Annotated in this window: 12 protein-coding genes; 10 read left to right on the top strand and 2 right to left on the bottom strand. The window is 74.1% G+C overall.

From position 1 onward, the window contains the following. Window positions 1-185 precede the first annotated feature (185 nt). The 5 genes from ACI79O_RS06565 to ACI79O_RS06585 all read left to right on the top strand — a co-directional run bounded on the left by ACI79O_RS06565 (window position 186) and on the right by ACI79O_RS06585 (window position 5,199). Complete coding sequence (locus ACI79O_RS06565) at window positions 186-821, top strand: ATP-dependent Clp protease proteolytic subunit (RefSeq protein WP_456875617.1); 636 nt, start codon at window positions 186-188, stop codon at window positions 819-821. Window positions 822-841: 20 nt separating this feature from the next. Continuing rightward, window positions 842-1,468, top strand: a complete 627-nt coding sequence (locus ACI79O_RS06570) for an ATP-dependent Clp protease proteolytic subunit (protein ID WP_456875616.1) — start codon at window positions 842-844, stop codon at window positions 1,466-1,468. A gap of 309 nt (window positions 1,469-1,777) precedes the next feature. Beyond that, the gene (gene clpX, locus ACI79O_RS06575) at window positions 1,778-3,052 is read left to right on the top strand and encodes an ATP-dependent Clp protease ATP-binding subunit ClpX (protein WP_456875615.1); all 1,275 of its coding nucleotides are present in this window, start codon (window positions 1,778-1,780) and stop codon (window positions 3,050-3,052) included. Between the two features lie 210 nt (window positions 3,053-3,262). Further along, a complete protein-coding gene (locus ACI79O_RS06580) occupies window positions 3,263-4,180 on the top strand; it encodes a DUF559 domain-containing protein (RefSeq protein WP_456913619.1) in 918 nt (305 codons plus the stop codon). Between the two features lie 89 nt (window positions 4,181-4,269). Continuing rightward, window positions 4,270-5,199: an oxygenase MpaB family protein gene (locus ACI79O_RS06585; RefSeq protein WP_456913620.1), complete on the top strand. Its 930-nt coding sequence runs from the start codon at window positions 4,270-4,272 to the stop codon at window positions 5,197-5,199. Between the two features lie 14 nt (window positions 5,200-5,213). Here ACI79O_RS06585 and valS read toward each other — a convergent pair whose 3' ends face one another. Next, window positions 5,214-7,793 (bottom strand): valine--tRNA ligase, encoded by a 2,580-nt coding sequence (gene valS / locus ACI79O_RS06590; protein WP_456913621.1) that lies wholly within the window; start codon window positions 7,791-7,793, stop codon window positions 5,214-5,216. 42 nt (window positions 7,794-7,835) lie between these two features. Here valS and ACI79O_RS06595 point away from each other — a divergent pair, with 42 nt between their 5' ends. From ACI79O_RS06595 to ndk, 4 genes are read left to right on the top strand one after another with little or no spacing between them, the layout of a single operon-like run. Next, window positions 7,836-9,176, top strand: coding sequence for a bifunctional folylpolyglutamate synthase/dihydrofolate synthase (locus ACI79O_RS06595; protein WP_456889075.1), 1,341 nt, complete (start codon window positions 7,836-7,838; stop codon window positions 9,174-9,176). Further along, window positions 9,173-9,568, top strand: coding sequence for a DUF4233 domain-containing protein (locus ACI79O_RS06600; RefSeq protein ID WP_456889072.1), 396 nt, complete (start codon window positions 9,173-9,175; stop codon window positions 9,566-9,568). Before ACI79O_RS06595 ends, ACI79O_RS06600 begins: the two co-directional genes overlap by 4 nt. Before the next feature lie 28 nt (window positions 9,569-9,596). Beyond that, window positions 9,597-10,475 carry a proline dehydrogenase family protein gene (locus tag ACI79O_RS06605; RefSeq protein WP_456913622.1) on the top strand — a complete coding sequence of 293 codons (879 nt, stop codon included), beginning with the start codon at window positions 9,597-9,599 and terminating at the stop codon, window positions 10,473-10,475. A 25-nt stretch (window positions 10,476-10,500) separates the two neighbouring features. Next, on the top strand, window positions 10,501-10,911 hold the full coding sequence (gene ndk, locus ACI79O_RS06610; RefSeq protein ID WP_456875608.1) for a nucleoside-diphosphate kinase: 411 nt from the start codon (window positions 10,501-10,503) through the stop codon (window positions 10,909-10,911). Window positions 10,912-10,985: 74 nt separating this feature from the next. Here ndk and ACI79O_RS06615 read toward each other — a convergent pair whose 3' ends face one another. Then, window positions 10,986-13,340, bottom strand: coding sequence for a putative bifunctional diguanylate cyclase/phosphodiesterase (locus ACI79O_RS06615; protein WP_456913623.1), 2,355 nt, complete (start codon window positions 13,338-13,340; stop codon window positions 10,986-10,988). Between the two features lie 116 nt (window positions 13,341-13,456). Between ACI79O_RS06615 and ACI79O_RS06620 the strand changes: the two genes are divergently transcribed. Next, a complete protein-coding gene (locus ACI79O_RS06620; RefSeq protein ID WP_456889068.1) occupies window positions 13,457-15,385 on the top strand; it encodes a TIGR03960 family B12-binding radical SAM protein in 1,929 nt (642 codons plus the stop codon). Window position 15,386 lies beyond the last annotated feature (1 nt).

Consider the following 15,386-nt stretch of genomic DNA (forward strand, 5'->3'; position numbering starts at 1 on the left):
CTCCGCCTCCGGCGCTGCGCCCACGGCGAACACCGCCCCGCGCCGGGACTGCCCGCCGGGGGGTGCGCGTTAGGGTCGACGTGACTCGGGGCGGACGCCGGGGGTACGGCCCGCTCGGGCCGCCGGCCCCGATCCCCGCCCACCGAGAGACCGACTCGACCACGCCAACGGAGGTCACCACACCCGTGAGCACCGACCCGAACCCGGCGTACTCCCCGCTCCTGCGGGGTGGCGCCGGTGGGATGAACCTCAACGACTCGGTCTACGAGCGCCTGCTGCGCGAGCGCATCATCTTCCTGGGCACCCAGGTCGACGACGTCATCGCCAACCAGCTGGCCGCCCAGATGCTGCTGCTGTCGGCCGAGGACCCCAAGCGCGACATCCACCTGTACATCAACTCGCCCGGCGGCTCGGTCAGCGCCGGCATGGCCATCTACGACACGATGCAGTTCATCGACTGCGACGTCGCCACCTACGGGATGGGCCTGGCCGCCTCGATGGGCCAGTTCCTGCTGACCGCCGGCACCAAGGGCAAGCGCTACGCCCTGCCGCACGCGCGGATCATGATGCACCAGCCCTCGGCCGGCGTCGGCGGCACCGCGGCCGACATCGCCATCCAGGCCGACCTGTTCCGCCGGACGAAGCGCGAGCTCAACGAACTGCAGTCCTTCCACACCGGTCAGAGCATCGAGCAGATCGAGAAGGACTCCGACCGCGACCGCTGGTTCACCGCCCAGGAGGCCCTGGAGTACGGGTTCGTCGACCACGTCGTGACCCGCGCGGCCATGACCGACCAGTCCAACCCGGTCACCGACAACTGACGGTTGAGAGGAGAACTGCCATGAGCTTCGAGATGCCCTCCAGCCGTTACGTGCTGCCCTCCTTCGTGGAGCGGACCAGCTACGGCATGAAGGAGTCCAACCCGTACAACAAGCTCTTCGAGGAGCGCATCATCTTCCTCGGGGTGCAGATCGACGACGCGTCCGCCAACGACGTGATGGCGCAGCTCATCACGCTCGAGTCCGCCGACCCGGACCGTGACATCACGATCTACATCAACTCGCCCGGTGGCTCCTTCACCTCGCTGATGGCCATCTACGACACGATGATGTTCGTCCGGCCCGACATCCAGACCGTCTGCATGGGCCAGGCCGCGTCGGCCGCCGCCGTGCTGCTGGCGGCCGGGACCCCGGGCAAGCGGCTGGCGCTCCCGTACTCCCGGGTGCTGATCCACCAGCCCTCCGGTGAGGCCGGCGGCCAGGTGTCGGACCTGGAGATCCACGCCGCGGAGATCGAGCGGGTGCGCACGCAGATGGAGCAGATCCTCGCGCGGCACACCGGCCGGACCGCCGAGCAGGTCCGTTCCGACATCGACCGCGACAAGATCCTCACGGCCGAGGAGGCCAAGGAGTACGGCATCGTCGACCAGGTCATCCAGAGCCGGAAGCTCAACGCGCTCCCGGCATGACCGCCGTCGTCCCCCGAACGGGACGGGGAGAAACCCGCGCGTGTCGCGGTCGTACCCCGTACCGTTCGGGGGGCAGTGCCGGGAGTGACGAGCGAGCCGAGCGCCCCCGGCGCACCGGGGCGTCGGAGCCCCGCGGCGTCGGCGGCGACAGGTACGGTCGGCGAGCGCCCGATCCCCGGCCAGCAGCGCCGGGAGGACCGTCCTCACGGCACCCGTCACCAGCGGGACCGAGCACGGGCACAGAAGTGACACACAATCGGCAGGTCCGCTTCCCCAGGGCCTGCATCCCCCCGAGGTGGAGGTCAGCAGGTGGCACGAATCGGTGAGAGCGGTGACCTGCTCAAGTGCTCGTTCTGCGGGAAGAGCCAGAAGCAGGTCAAGAAGCTCATCGCGGGCCCCGGCGTCTACATCTGCGACGAGTGCATCGACCTCTGCAACGAGATCATCGAGGAGGAGCTCTCGGAGTCGTCGGACCTGAAGTTCGACGAGCTGCCCAAGCCCCGGGAGATCCACGACTTCCTCGAGCAGTACGTCATCGGCCAGGAGAAGGCCAAGCGCACGCTCGCCGTCGCGGTCTACAACCACTACAAGCGGGTGCAGGCCGGCGGTGAGCGCTCCAGCCGCGACGACTCCGTCGAGCTGGCCAAGTCCAACATCCTGCTGATGGGCCCCACCGGCTGCGGCAAGACGCACCTGGCCCAGACGCTGGCGCGGATGCTCAACGTGCCGTTCGCGATCGCCGACGCCACCGCGCTCACCGAGGCCGGGTACGTCGGCGAGGACGTCGAGAACATCCTGCTCAAGCTGATCCAGGCCGCCGACTACGACGTCAAGCGCGCCGAGACCGGGATCATCTACATCGACGAGGTCGACAAGATCGCCCGCAAGAGCGAGAACCCGTCGATCACCCGCGACGTCTCCGGCGAGGGCGTGCAGCAGGCGCTGCTGAAGATCCTCGAGGGGACGACGGCGTCGGTGCCGCCGCAGGGTGGGCGCAAGCACCCGCACCAGGAGTTCATCCAGATCGACACGACGAACGTGCTGTTCATCGTGGGCGGTGCCTTCGCCGGTCTGGAGAAGGTCATCGAGCAGCGGGTCGGCAAGCAGGGCATCGGCTTCGGCGCGGAGATCCGCGGCAAGAAGGAGATCGAGGCCTCGAGCGCCTTCGCCGAGGTCATGCCCGAGGACCTGCTGAAGTTCGGGATGATCCCCGAGTTCATCGGCCGGCTGCCGGTGATCACCAGCGTGCAGGCCCTCGACCGCGACGCGCTGATCCAGATCCTCACCGAGCCGAAGAACGCGCTGGTGCGCCAGTACCGGCGGCTGTTCGAGCTCGACGGGGTGGAGCTCGACTTCACCGACGACGCGCTCGAGGCGATCGCCGACCAGGCCATCCTCCGCGGCACCGGCGCCCGCGGGCTCCGGGCGATCATGGAGGAGGTGCTGCAGTCGGTGATGTACGAGGTGCCCAGCCGCGACGACGTCGCCTCCGTGGTGATCTCCAAGGAGGTCGTGCTGGAGCACGTCAACCCGACCATCGTGCCGCGCAAGCCCGCCCGCGAGCGCCGCGAGAAGAGCGCGTAACCCCTCTGCTCCACCCGACGAGCCCGTCCCCGACCTGTGGGGCGGGCTCGCTCGCGTTGGTGGGACCTGCCGAGCGTGTGCGCTGACGCCGGGTTCGGCGGCCCGGAACGCGGCGCCGGCGCACGCACTCGGTTGTCCACCGGGGGCCGGATCTCCACAGTCCGGCCCGCCCCGGCTGGCCGACCCCGCGTCCCGGCGAGCCTCGCGGGTATGGCACACGACCTCGACACCGTCGTCGGCCCGGACGGGTGGACGACGTGGGAGTCGCTCACGGCCCGCGTGGACCGCAGCACGCTCACCCGCTGGGTGGCCTCCGGCCGGCTGCGACGGGTGCAGCCCGGCGTCTACGCCCTGCCGCACGCCGTCGAGGACTGGCGGGCGCGCGTCGAGGCAGCGGCGCGGTCCTGCGGTGGCGTGGTCAGCCACCGGTCCGCGCTGGCGCTGTGGGGGCTCGCGCCCTCCGGTGGGCCGGTCCACCTGACGGTGCGGCACACCCGCAGCGGACGGGGGACTCCGGGCGTCGTCCTGCACCGCACCCGCCAGCTCGACGACAGCATCCGCCGGGTCGAGGGCCTGCCGGTGTCCTGCGCGGCGCGGGCGGTGGTGGACGCGTGGGGGAGGCCCGGCGGGCTGACCCGGGCGGAGGTCCGCGCCGCCGCGATCGACGCCGTCCGGCGCCGGCTGTGCCGACCCGACGACCTGGTCCGAGAGGTCAGGCGCCGACCCTGCCTGCCCGGACGGGCGGCCCTGGTCGAGCTGGTCCGGTTGCTGGCCGAGGGCTGTCGAAGCGAGCTGGAGGTCTGGGGCTGCCTGACCGTGCTCCGCGAACCCGGCATGCCGGCGTTCACCCTGCAGCGCCGGCTGGCAGTCGCGGGCGAGGTCTACGTCCTCGACGCCGCCTACGAGGACGCACTGCTCGCCGTCGAGATGGACGGCGCCGCCTGGCACGGCTCGCAGGCACAGCGCGAGCGGGACATCCGGCGCGACGCACGGGTGGCGACGGCGGGCTGGCAGACGCTGCGGTTCGGCTACCGCCGGCTGACCGGTGAGCCGGACGCGTGCCGGACGGAGATCCGCGCCGTACACGCCGCGCGCCGCCGCCTGCTGAGCCCGGAGCGTGTGCGCTGACGCCGCACCCGCAGGCCGGGAACCCGGCGTGAGCGCACACGCTCCGGTCCACCCGGCGGAGGGCGCGCCGGGCTGGCACCCTCGACGACGTGCGCGTTCTCACCGCCCTCCCCGATGCGGCGCGCGCGGCGTTCCGCTCCCGGGTCTCCGGGGACCCCACCGGGGCGCCGGAGTGGGTCCGCGACATCGCCCGGGTCGGCACGGGGCCGGGCTGGTTCGAGCCCGACGGCGTCGTCTGGCGGGTGCACGGCGACCTCTCGACACTCGTCGGCGGCGTGGCCGCGCTGCTGGGCCAGGCGGCGCACCCGCTGGCGCTGGCCGGCGTGCAGCAGCACTCGGCCTACCGCGAGGACCCGTGGAAGCGCCTGGCCGGCACCGCCCGCTGGCTGGTGGTGAGCACGTTCGGCTCCGCCGCGCTCGCCGAGCGCGAGGCCGCCCGGGTGCGCGGCATGCACGAGAGCGTCCGCGGCCGGGTCCGGGGCCGGGCCTACTCGGCGTCGGACCCGCAGCTGCTGCGCTGGGTGCACCTGGCCTTCACCGACGCGTTCCTCGCCGCGCAGCAGGCGGTCGGCCGCGACCTCACCGCCCGCTTCGGCCCCCGCTGGCCCGACGTCTACGTCGCCGACTGGGCGCGCAGCGCCGAGGAGCTCGGCGCCACCGACCTGCCGCACAGCGCCGCCGAGCTCGCCGACGCCCTCGCCGCGTACCGCCCGCAGCTCGCGCCCGTGCCCGACTCGCTGCGCGCCTTCCTCGCCGCCCCGCCGGGGCTCAGCCCACCCGAGCGGGTCTTCTACCGCGGCCTGTCCGGCGCCGCCGCGCAGCTGGTCTCGCCCTCGCTGGCCGGGTGCGCCGGTGTCCCGGGCCGCGGCCGCGGCGGGGCCGCGCAGGTCGCCGTCGCCCGGACGCAGCTGACCGCGCTGCGGCTCGCGCTCGGGGACCGCAGCCCCTCGGAGGAGGCCGCCCGCTGGCGGCTGGGCCTGGGCCCGGCACCGGACTGGGCGGTCGAGGACGCCGCCTAGCCAGGGAGCCGGGCTCAGCCCTCCGCGGGTGGCGCCAGGACGACGTCGACCGACAGCGGGCCCTCGCCGGCGACGACGGTCAGCGACGCGATCCGCCCGGCGTCGGTCAGGTCACCGCGGCCGGCCTCCACCCGCGCGACGTCCGGCGTGGTCACGGTCGCGGACTCGACGTCGGCCCGCATCGACACCTTGGCGTCGGACTTGGCCTTGCGGACCCCGGCCAGCGCGGCGGCCACCGCGGGCAGCACCTCCGGGTCGCCCCCGGCGGGCAGCTCGGCGGCGGCCGGCCACGACGCGCGGTGCACCGAGCCGCCCTGCCACCAGGACCAGACCTCCTCGGTGACGAACGGCAGCACCGGCGCGAACAGCCGCAGCTGCACCGACAGCGCCAGCGCCAGCGCGGCCTGCGCCGACTCCGCCGCCGCCCCGCTGCCGTAGGCGCGGGACTTCACCAGCTCCACGTAGTCGTCGCAGAACGACCAGAAGAACGTCTCGGTCACCTCGAGCGCGCGGGTGTAGTTGTAGGCCTCCATCGCCGCGGTGGCCTCGTCGACGACGTCGGCCAGCCGGCGCAGCAGCCCCCGGTCGATCGGCTCGGTGACCTGCTCGGCGGAGAGGCCGGCGGTGACCCCGAGCCCGAGCACGAACTTGCCGACGTTGAGGATCTTCATGGCCAGCCGCCGGCCGACCTTCATCTGCGCCTCGTCGAACGGCGAGTCCGCGCCCGGCCGGGCACCGGCGGCCCGCCACCGGACGGCGTCGGTGCCGTAGCGCTCGAGCACGTCGATCGGGGTGACGACGTTGCCCTTCGACTTCGACATCTTCTTGCGGTCGGGGTCGACGACGAACCCGGAGATCGTGGCGTGCGTCCACGGCACCGTGCCGTGCTCGAAGTGCGAGCGGACGACGGTGGAGAACAGCCAGGTGCGGATGATGTCGTGCGCCTGCGGCCGCTGATCCATCGGGAAGACGTGCGCGAACAGCTCCGGGTCGGTGTCCCAGCCCGAGGCCACCTGCGGCGACAGCGACGACGTCGCCCAGGTGTCCATGACGTCGGGGTCGGCGACGAACCCGCCGGGGACGCCGCGCTGCGACTCGTCGAACCCGGGCGGCACGTCGGACGACGGGTCGACCGGCAGCGACTCCTCGGGGGCGAGGATCGGGTCGTCGTGCACGGGGTCGCCGGAGGCGTCGAGCCGGTACCAGACCGGGAACGGGACACCGAAGAACCGCTGCCGGCTAATCAGCCAGTCGCCGTTGAGGCCCTCGACCCAGTTCTCGTAGCGGTACCGCATGTGCTCGGGCACCCACTGGATCTCCCGGCCGCGGGCGACGAGGGCGTCGCGCAGCTCGGCGTCGCGGCCACCGTTGCGGATGTACCACTGCCGCGTGGTGACGATCTCGAGCGGGCGCTCGCCCTTCTCGTAGAACTTCACCGGGTGGGTGATCGCGGTCGGCTCGCCGTGCAGGTCGCCGGACTCGCGCAGCATCTCCACGATCCGCTGCTGCGCGCTGTACGCCGTCTTCCCGGCCAGCTCGGCGTAGACCTCGGCGGGCACGTCGGCCGGCGCGTCGGGCACCAGCCGGCCGTCCCAGCCGATCACCGCGCGGGTGGGCAGCTGCAGCTCCCGCCACCAGGTGACGTCGTTGAGGTCGCCGAAGGTGCAGATCATCGCGATGCCCGAGCCCTTGTCCGGCTCGGCCAGGCGGTGGGCGACCACCGGCACCTCGACGCCGAACAGCGGTGTCCGCACGGTCGACCCGAACAGCCCCTGGTAGCGCTCGTCGTCGGGGTGGGCCACCAGTGCCACGCAGGCCGGCAGCAGCTCGGGCCGGGTGGTCTCGATGAACACCGGCCCGTCGGCCGAGTGGAAGGAGATCCGGTGGTAGGCGCCGGGGCGCTCGCGGTCCTCCAGCTCGGCCTGCGCCACCGCGGTGCGGAAGGTGACGTCCCAGAGGGTCGGCGCCTCCTGCGCGTAGGCCTCGCCGCGGGCGAGGTTGTGCAGGAAGGCGCGCTGTGCGGTGGCGCGGGAGGCCTCGGAGATCGTCCGGTAGACGTTGGTCCAGTCCACGGACAGCCCGACGCGGCGCCACAGCTGCTCGTAGGCGGCCTCGTCCTCCTCGGTGAGCCGCATGCACAGCTCGACGAAGTTGCGCCGCGAGATCGGCTGCTGGTCCTTGCCCGGCTTCGCGGGGGGCTCGAACGACGGGTCGTAGGGGAGCGAGGGGTCGCAGCGGACCCCGTAGAAGTTCTGCACCCGGCGCTCGGTGGGCAGGCCGTTGTCGTCCCAGCCCATCGGGTAGTAGACGTGCCGGCCGCGCATCCGCTGGTAGCGGGCGACGACGTCGGTGTGGGTGTAGCTGAACACGTGCCCGACGTGCAGCGACCCGCTCGCGGTCGGCGGCGGGGTGTCGATGGAGTACGTCTGCTCCCGGGGTGCCGACAGGGCCGCCGCGCGGTCGAAGGCGTAGGTGTCGGCCTCCGCCCAGCGGGCGGCCCACTTCTCCTCGAGACCGTCGAGGCTCGGCTTGTCGGGTACGCCCGCGCCGGCTCCCGGAGCGGTGCTGACCGGGGTGCGGGTGTCGGCGACCATGGGCTCCATCCTAGGAACCGCCCGGCTGGCATCCTGGGGAGGATGAGCAGCGACCTGACCCGCGTCGAGGAGGAGCTGCTGGCCCGCTGGCCGGAGACCCGGCTGGAGCCCTCGCTCACCCGGATCGCGGCCCTGGTCGACCTGCTGGGCAACCCGCACCGGGCCTACCCGGTGGTCCAGGTGGCCGGCACCAACGGCAAGACGACGACGGCGCGGATCGTCGACGAGCTGCTGCGCGGCTTCGGCCTGCGCGTGGGCCGCTTCACCAGCCCGCACCTGCAGTCGGTACGCGAGCGGATCGTGCTCGACGGCGAGCCGGTGGGCGCCGAGCGGTTCGTCGAGACGTACGCCGACATCGCGCCCTACGTGCAGATGGTCGACGCCGCCGGCGAGCACCCGATGAGCTTCTTCGAGGTCATGGTGGGCATGGCCTACGCGACCTTCGCCGAGGCCCCGGTCGACGTCGCCGTGATCGAGGTCGGCATGGGCGGCACCTGGGACGCCACCAACGTCGTCGACGCGCGGGTCGCCGTCGTCACCCCGGTCGCGCTCGACCACGCGGAGTACCTCGGCCCCGACGTCGGCACGATCGCCGGGGAGAAGGCCGGGATCATCACGGCCGACGCGATCGCCGTCCTGGCGCACCAGCAGCCGGCCGCCCTCGACGCGCTGGTGCGCCGCGCCGTCGAGGTGGAGGCCGTCGTCGCCCGCGAGGGCACCGAGTTCGGGGTGCTGGAGCGCAAGGTCGCCGTCGGCGGGCAGCAGCTGCGGCTGCAGGGCCTCGGCGGCGAGTACGACGAGCTCTTCCTGCCGCTGTTCGGCGCGCACCAGGCGCAGAACGCCGTCACCGCGCTGGCCGCCGTCGAGGCGTTCCTCGGCGCGGGGGCGGCCACCGGCCCCATCGACGTCGACACCGTGCGCGCCGCGCTCGCCGCCGTGCGCTCCCCGGGCCGGCTCGAGCGGGTGCGCACCAGCCCCACCGTGCTCGTCGACGCCGCGCACAACCCCGCCGGCATGGCCGCCACCGTGGAGGCGATCCGGGAGTCGTTCGACTTCACCCGGCTGGTCGGCGTCGTCGGCTGCGTGCGCGGCAAGGACGTCGAGGGGATGCTGCGCGAGCTGGAGACCGTCTGCGCCGAGCTGGTGGTCACCCAGAACGGCTCGCCCCGGGCGATGCCGGCCGACGAGCTGGGCGCGCTGGCCGTCGACGTCTTCGGCGCCGACCGGGTCAGCGTCTCCCCGCGGCTGCCCGAGGCGATCACCGAGGCGGTCGAGCTGGCCGAGGCCGGTCCCGACGACGCGCTCGGCGGCTCGGGCGTGCTCGTCACCGGCAGCGTGGTCACCGCCGGCGAGGCCCGCACCGTGCTGGGCGGGAAGCCGTGACCGCGCCCGACCCGGTCCGGGCGGGGCGCGCGCTGCGCGGCGCCGCCGCGGCCGTGCTGCTCCTCGAGGGCATCGCGGTGCTGTTCGTGCCCCGGGCGATCGCCCAGACCGAGGCCGGTCTCGGCGGGGCCCGGCTGACGGTCCTGCTGGTGCTCGCCGTGCTCCTGGTGCTGGCCAGCGGGATCCAGCGGCGGCCGCGCGGGCTGGAGATCGGCACCGCGCTGCAGGTCCCGCTGCTGCTCACCGGCCTCATCGACGGCGCCATGTGGTTCGTCGGGGGCGTCTTCGTGCTCATCTGGCTCTACCTGCTGCAGATCCGCAAGGAGCTGCTCGGCTCGCCGTTCCGCGAGCCGGCCGCGCCGCCTGACCAGGACGCCCCGCCGCCGGTCTGAGCCGCCCGCGCTCTGGCAGGGTGACCGGGTGGGTCTCGACCGCGCGGTGCTGTTCCGGCTGGCGACCAGCGCGCGCTTCGAGAGCGCCGTCCGCGCGCTGCCGGCCGGCGAGCGGCTCGGCTGGCGGGCGGCGTCCCGCTACGTGGCCGGCCGCACCCGCGAGGAGGCGCTGGCGGTCACCGGGCGGCTGCTCGCCGACGGCCGGGGAGTGAGCGTCGACCTCTTCGGTGAGCACGTCGCCGACGTCGCGGTCGCCCAGCGGGTCGTCGAGGAGTACCTGTCCCTGGCCGCGGCCCTGCCCGGCCCGCCGGCCGACGCGTGGCTCGCGGTCGACCTGAGCCACCTCGCGCTCGACACGGACCCGGCCGGCACCGCCGACCGGCTCGCCGCCGTCGCGGGCACCCTGCCGCCGGGGCGGCGGATCCAGGTGGGCGCGGAGGAGGCCGCCCGCACCGACGCGGTGCTGTCCTGCGTGCTCGCCGTCGCCGGCCGCGGCCTGGCCGACCGGCTCGGCGCCACCGTCCAGGCCAACCTGCGGCGCTCACCCGAGGACGCCGACGCCCTCGTCACCGCCGGCGTCCACGTCCGGCTGGTCAAGGGGGCCTACGTCGAGCGGGCGGGGGTCCACCGCTACGGGGAGCCCACCGACGTCGCCTACCTCCGGCTGGGCGCCCGCCTCGCCGAGCGCGGGGCGGACTGGTCGATGGCCACCCACGACGGGCGGCTGCGCGAGGCGCTGCTCCTGCTGGCGGGGCGGCCGGTGACCGTGGAGCAGCTGCTGGGCGTGCGGCCCGACGTCCTCGACGACCTGGCCCGCCGCGGGATCCCGACGCGCGTCTACGTCCCCTACGGCTCCGACTGGTTCCGCTACTGGATGCGGCGTGTCGCCGAGTCGCGGGGCGCCTGACCGGCGTCCCGTAGGCTGCCGCCCCGTGACTGATCGCACCCTGGTCCTCGTCAAGCCCGACGGCGTCGCCCGCGGCCTGGTCGGCGAGGTCGTCTCGCGGCTGGAGGCCAAGGGCCTGCGCCTGGTCGCCGCCGAGCTGCGCACGCTGCCCCGCGAGGTCGCCGAGCAGCACTACGCCGAGCACCGCGAGAAGCCGTTCTTCGGCTCGCTGGTCGAGTTCATCACCGGCGGCCCGCTGCTGGCCCTCGTCGTCGAGGGGCCGCGCGCCGTCGAGGCCTTCCGCGCCCTGGCCGGCGCCACCGACCCGGTGAAGGCCGCACCGGGCACCATCCGCGGCGACTTCGCCCTCGAGGTGCAGTCCAACATCGTGCACGGCTCGGACTCCGACGAGTCCGCCGCGCGCGAGATCGGGCTCTTCTTCCCCGACCTGGGCTAGCCGGCGCGAGGCCCTTCGGCCCCCTCGTAGGGGCCCGCCACGAGCCTGCGAGTGGTGGGGGGCGAGGGGGTCCTTCAGCAGGCGGCGCCGATGAGCGGGCGGCCGGCGCGCACCATCCGCTCGACGGCCGCGGCCGGCACCGGGGCGCCGAACAGGTGCCCCTGGGCCACGCCGCAGCCCAGCGCGCGCAGCGCGGCGAGCTGGCCGGGCTGCTCGACGCCCTCGGCGACGACCTCCAGGCCCAGGCTGTTGCCCAGCGCGATGACGGCGTCGGCGAGCGACCCGCCCGCCGCCCCGGCGGCCAGCCGCGCCACCGAGGACGGGTCGATCTTCAGCCGGTGCAGCGGCAGGTCCCGCAGCCGGGCCAGCGACGACGAGCCGGTGCCGAAGTCGTCGATCACCACGTGCACGCCCAGCGCGTGCACGTCGCGGATGCCGGCCGCGGTGTCGGGCCCGGACGCCACCGCCTCGGGGACCTCGATCTCCAGCCGGCCGGGGTCGACCCCGGCGGCGCGCGCGGCACCGGCCAGCGAGACGGCGAGGTCGCCGGTGGCCAGCCGGCGCGGGGACACGTTGACCGCCATGCGCAGCTCCGGCAGGCCCGCCGCGTCCCACGACCGCAGCTGGCCGCACGCCTCGCGGATGACCCAGTCGTCGATGGCGTCGATGACCCCGGCGGCCTCCGCGACCGGGATGAAGCCGGCCGGCTCGACCAGCCCCCGGCTGCCCGACTGCCAGCGGGCCAGCGCCTCGACGCCGGTGACCGCGCCGGTGCGCAGGTCGACCTGCGGCTGGTAGAGCACCCGCAGCTCGCCGGCGTCGACGGCGGCGCGGAGGTCGCGCACCAGCTCGTCCTGCGCGGCGACCTCCTCGCGCATCCCGCGCTCGAACACACGCACCCGGTTCTTGCCGCCGGACTTGGCCACGTACATCGCGAGGTCGGCGTCGCGCAGCAGGTCGTCCATGCCGCGGCGGTCGTTGGCGTCGGTGAGCGTGACGCCGACGCTGCCGCCCACGGTGAACCGCTCGTCGCCCCACGCCACGGGCTCGCGCAGCGTCCGCAGCAGCCGTTCGGCCACCGTGACGACGTCGCGGCGGCCCTCGACGTCCTCCATCAGCACGACGAACTCGTCGCCGCCGAGGCGGGCGACGGTGTCGGCCGGGCGCACGCTGGACTCCAGCCGCCGCGCGACCGCGGTCAGGACCGCGTCACCGGCCTCGTGCCCGCAGTCGTCGTTGACCGCCTTGAAGTCGTCGAGGTCGAGCAGCAGCACCGCGTGCCGGCGGGCGCGGCGGTCGGCGAGGGCGTGCTCGAGGCGGTCCTGCATCAGCGCGCGGTTGGCCAGCCCGGTGAGCGGGTCGTGCAGGGCCAGCCGGGCCAGCTCGCCGGCCTGCTGCTCGAGCTGGCGGGCCGCCGCGTGCGCCTGGGCCTCGCTGCGCTTGCGCCCGGTGATGTCCCGCGCGATGCCCGCGACGCCGGTCGGCCGCCCGTCGTCGTCCCGGATGAGCGAGAACGTGACCAGCGCGTCGAAGGCCGAGCCGTCCCGCCGGCGGTGCCGCCGCTCGTGGCTGCCGGGAGGCAGCCTCGTGAGGTCCGCCGGCAGCGGCGGGCCGGCCGACAGCAGCGAGACGTGCCGGCCGACGATCTCGGCGGCCGACCAGCCGTAGAGCCGCTCGGCGCCGGGGTTCCAGCTGGTGATCGTGCCGTCGGTGGTGGTGGTGACCACGGCGTCGTCGGTGGTCTGCACGACGGCGGCCAGCCGGGCCAGCTCGTCGCGCTGGGCGGCGAGCTCCGCGGTGCGCTCGGCGACCAGCGCCTCGACGACCTCGCGCCGGTCGTCGAACCGCCGCCAGGCCACCAGACACGCCCAGCTCTCCACCAGCACGAAGGCGGCGTGCAGCAGGGCCATGGGCAGCGGCGCGACGTCGTGCTCGAACACCGCGTGCGGCACCAGGGTGCCCAGCACGAGGTGGTGCGCGCCGACGAAGGCGATCGCGAGCAGGAACGGCGCCCGGGCGGCGTAGAGGGCGGCCAGCGGCAGCAGCGCGAAGAAGAGGAAGTGCGCCTCGGTGGCGCCGGAGGACAGCTGCACGGCGAGTGCGGCGGCGGTCATGAGCGCGAGGGCCGCGGCGGCCGCCCGGGTGCTGCGGCGCAGGGCCGGCGCCCCCGCGAGCAGGACCAGCACCGCCAGGGGAGCGGTGTGCAGGGCCGCCGACACCGGACCGGCGCCCCGGACCAGCGCGTACACCGGCACCGCGGCCAGCAGGACGGTGAGCGTGCGCAGGACGAACGCGTGGTGGGCGGCCCACTGCTCGGCGGGCATCACGCGCCCCGGGGGGAGGGTCAGCCAGGACCCGCCGCCGGGTCGGGTGGGGAGGACGCCGTCGGCGTCCCGCAGCACACCGGTGGCCCCGGCCGGCTGGGTCATGGTCCCCCTCGCAGACGCCCCCGTCGGTCACGGCGAGTTTAGGTGCAGTGACGGAGTGCTGCAGCTCGGCGAACGGGTCCGGCACCGGGGGACGGCGCGTCTACCCTGGACCGGTCATGACCGGACAGAGCCTCTACCCCCGACTCGAGCCGCTGCTGGCCCAGGTGCAGAAGCCGATCCAGTACGTCGGCGGCGAGCTGAACGCGCAGGTCAAGGCGTGGGACGACGTCGCCGTCCACTGGGCGCTGATGTACCCCGACGCCTACGAGGTGGGGCTGCCCAACCAGGGCCTCATGATCCTCTACGAGGTGCTCAACGAGCGCCCCGACGCCCTCGCCGAGCGCACCTACGCCGTCTGGCCCGACCTCGCCGCTCTCATGCGCGAGCACGGCGTCGGCCAGTTCACCGTCGACGCCCACCGCGCCGTGCGCGACTTCGACGTGCTCGGGGTGAGCTTCGCGACCGAGCTCGGCTACACCAACCTGCTCGAGGCCCTCGACCTCGCCGGGATCCCGCTGCACGCGGCCGACCGCGACGAGACCCACCCGGTCGTCGTCGCCGGCGGGCACGCCGCCTTCAACCCCGAGCCGATCGCCGACTTCGTCGACTGCGCGGTCCTCGGCGACGGCGAGCAGGCCGTCGGAGACATCACCGACGTCGTCAGGGCGTGGAAGGAGCAGGGCCGCCCCGGCGGCCGCGAGGAGCTGCTGGCCCGGCTGGCCCGCGTGGACGGCGTCTACGTCCCGCGCTTCTACGCCGTCTCCTACGGTCCCGACGGCGCGATCGCGGCGGTGTCCCGCACCCGCGACGACGTCCCGGCGCGGGTCGGCAAGCGCACCGTGATGGACCTCGACGAGTGGCCCTACCCGAAGACGCCGCTGGTGCCGCTGGCCGAGAGCGTGCACGAGCGGATGAGCGTGGAGATCTTCCGCGGCTGCACGCGGGGCTGCCGGTTCTGCCAGGCCGGGATGATCACCCGTCCAGTGCGCGAGCGGACCATCACCGGCATCGGCTCGATGGTCGACCAGGGCCTGCGCGCCACCGGCTACGAGGAGGTGGGGCTGCTCTCGCTGTCCAGCGCCGACCACTCCGAGATCGCCCAGGTGGCCAAGGAGCTCGCCGACCGCTACGAGGGCACCAACACCGGGCTGTCCCTGCCCAGCACCCGCGTCGACGCCTTCAACGTCACGCTGGCCAACGAGCTGTCCCGCAACGGCCGGCGCTCCGGGCTGACCTTCGCGCCCGAGGGTGGCAGCGAGCGGATCCGCCGGGTGATCAACAAGACCGTGTCCAAGGAGGACCTGGTCCGCACGGTCACCACCGCCTACGCCAACGGCTGGCAGCAGGTGAAGCTCTACTTCATGTGCGGGCTCCCCACGGAGACCGACGAGGACGTGCTCGAGATCGCCGAGCTCGCCGTCGAGGTCATCCGCGCCGGCCGGGAGGCCAGCGGCCGCAAGGACATCCGCTGCACCGTCTCCATCGGCGGCTTCGTGCCCAAGCCCCACACGCCCTTCCAGTGGGCCGGCCAGGCCAGCGCGGAGACCATCGACCACCGGTTGAGGGTGCTGCGGCAGGCCATCAACGCCGACCGCCGGATCGGCCGCTCGATCGGCCTGCGCTACCACGACGGCAAGCCCGGCGTCATCGAGGGGCTGCTGTCCCGTGGTGACCGCCGCGTGGGCCGGGTCATCGAGCGGGTGTGGCGCGACGGCGGCCGGTTCGACGGCTGGAGCGAGCACTTCTCCTACGAGCGCTGGACCGCCGCGGCCGCCGAGGAGCTCGGCGCCCTCGGCGTCGACCTCGACTGGTTCACCACCCGCGAGCGCACGCAGCACGAGGTGCTGCCCTGGGACCACCTGGACTCCGGGCTGGACAAGGAGTGGCTCTGGGACGACTGGCAGGAGGCGCTGGCAGAGGAGGAGGTCGCCGACTGCCGGTGGACCCCCTGCTACGACTGCGGCGTGTGCCCGACCATGGGCACCGAGATCCAGATCGGCCCCACCGGGCGCAGCCTGCTGCCGCTCACCGTCGTCGGGCGCTGAC

It is taken from the genome of Geodermatophilus sp. SYSU D00696 (assembly GCF_054050235.1).

Excerpts from the sequence above, each read along its gene's own strand:
- ACI79O_RS06595 (WP_456889075.1), top strand. The coding sequence starts at position 7,836 with ATGAGCAGCGACCTGACCCGCGTCGAGGAGGAGCTGCTGGCCCGCTGG.
- ACI79O_RS06620 (WP_456889068.1), top strand. The coding sequence starts at position 13,457 with ATGACCGGACAGAGCCTCTACCCCCGACTCGAGCCGCTGCTGGCCCAG.
- ACI79O_RS06580 (WP_456913619.1), top strand. The coding sequence starts at position 3,263 with ATGGCACACGACCTCGACACCGTCGTCGGCCCGGACGGGTGGACGACG.
- valS (WP_456913621.1), bottom strand. The coding sequence starts at position 7,793 with ATGGTCGCCGACACCCGCACCCCGGTCAGCACCGCTCCGGGAGCCGGC.
- ACI79O_RS06615 (WP_456913623.1), bottom strand. The coding sequence starts at position 13,340 with ATGACCCAGCCGGCCGGGGCCACCGGTGTGCTGCGGGACGCCGACGGC.
- ACI79O_RS06570 (WP_456875616.1), top strand. The coding sequence starts at position 842 with ATGAGCTTCGAGATGCCCTCCAGCCGTTACGTGCTGCCCTCCTTCGTG.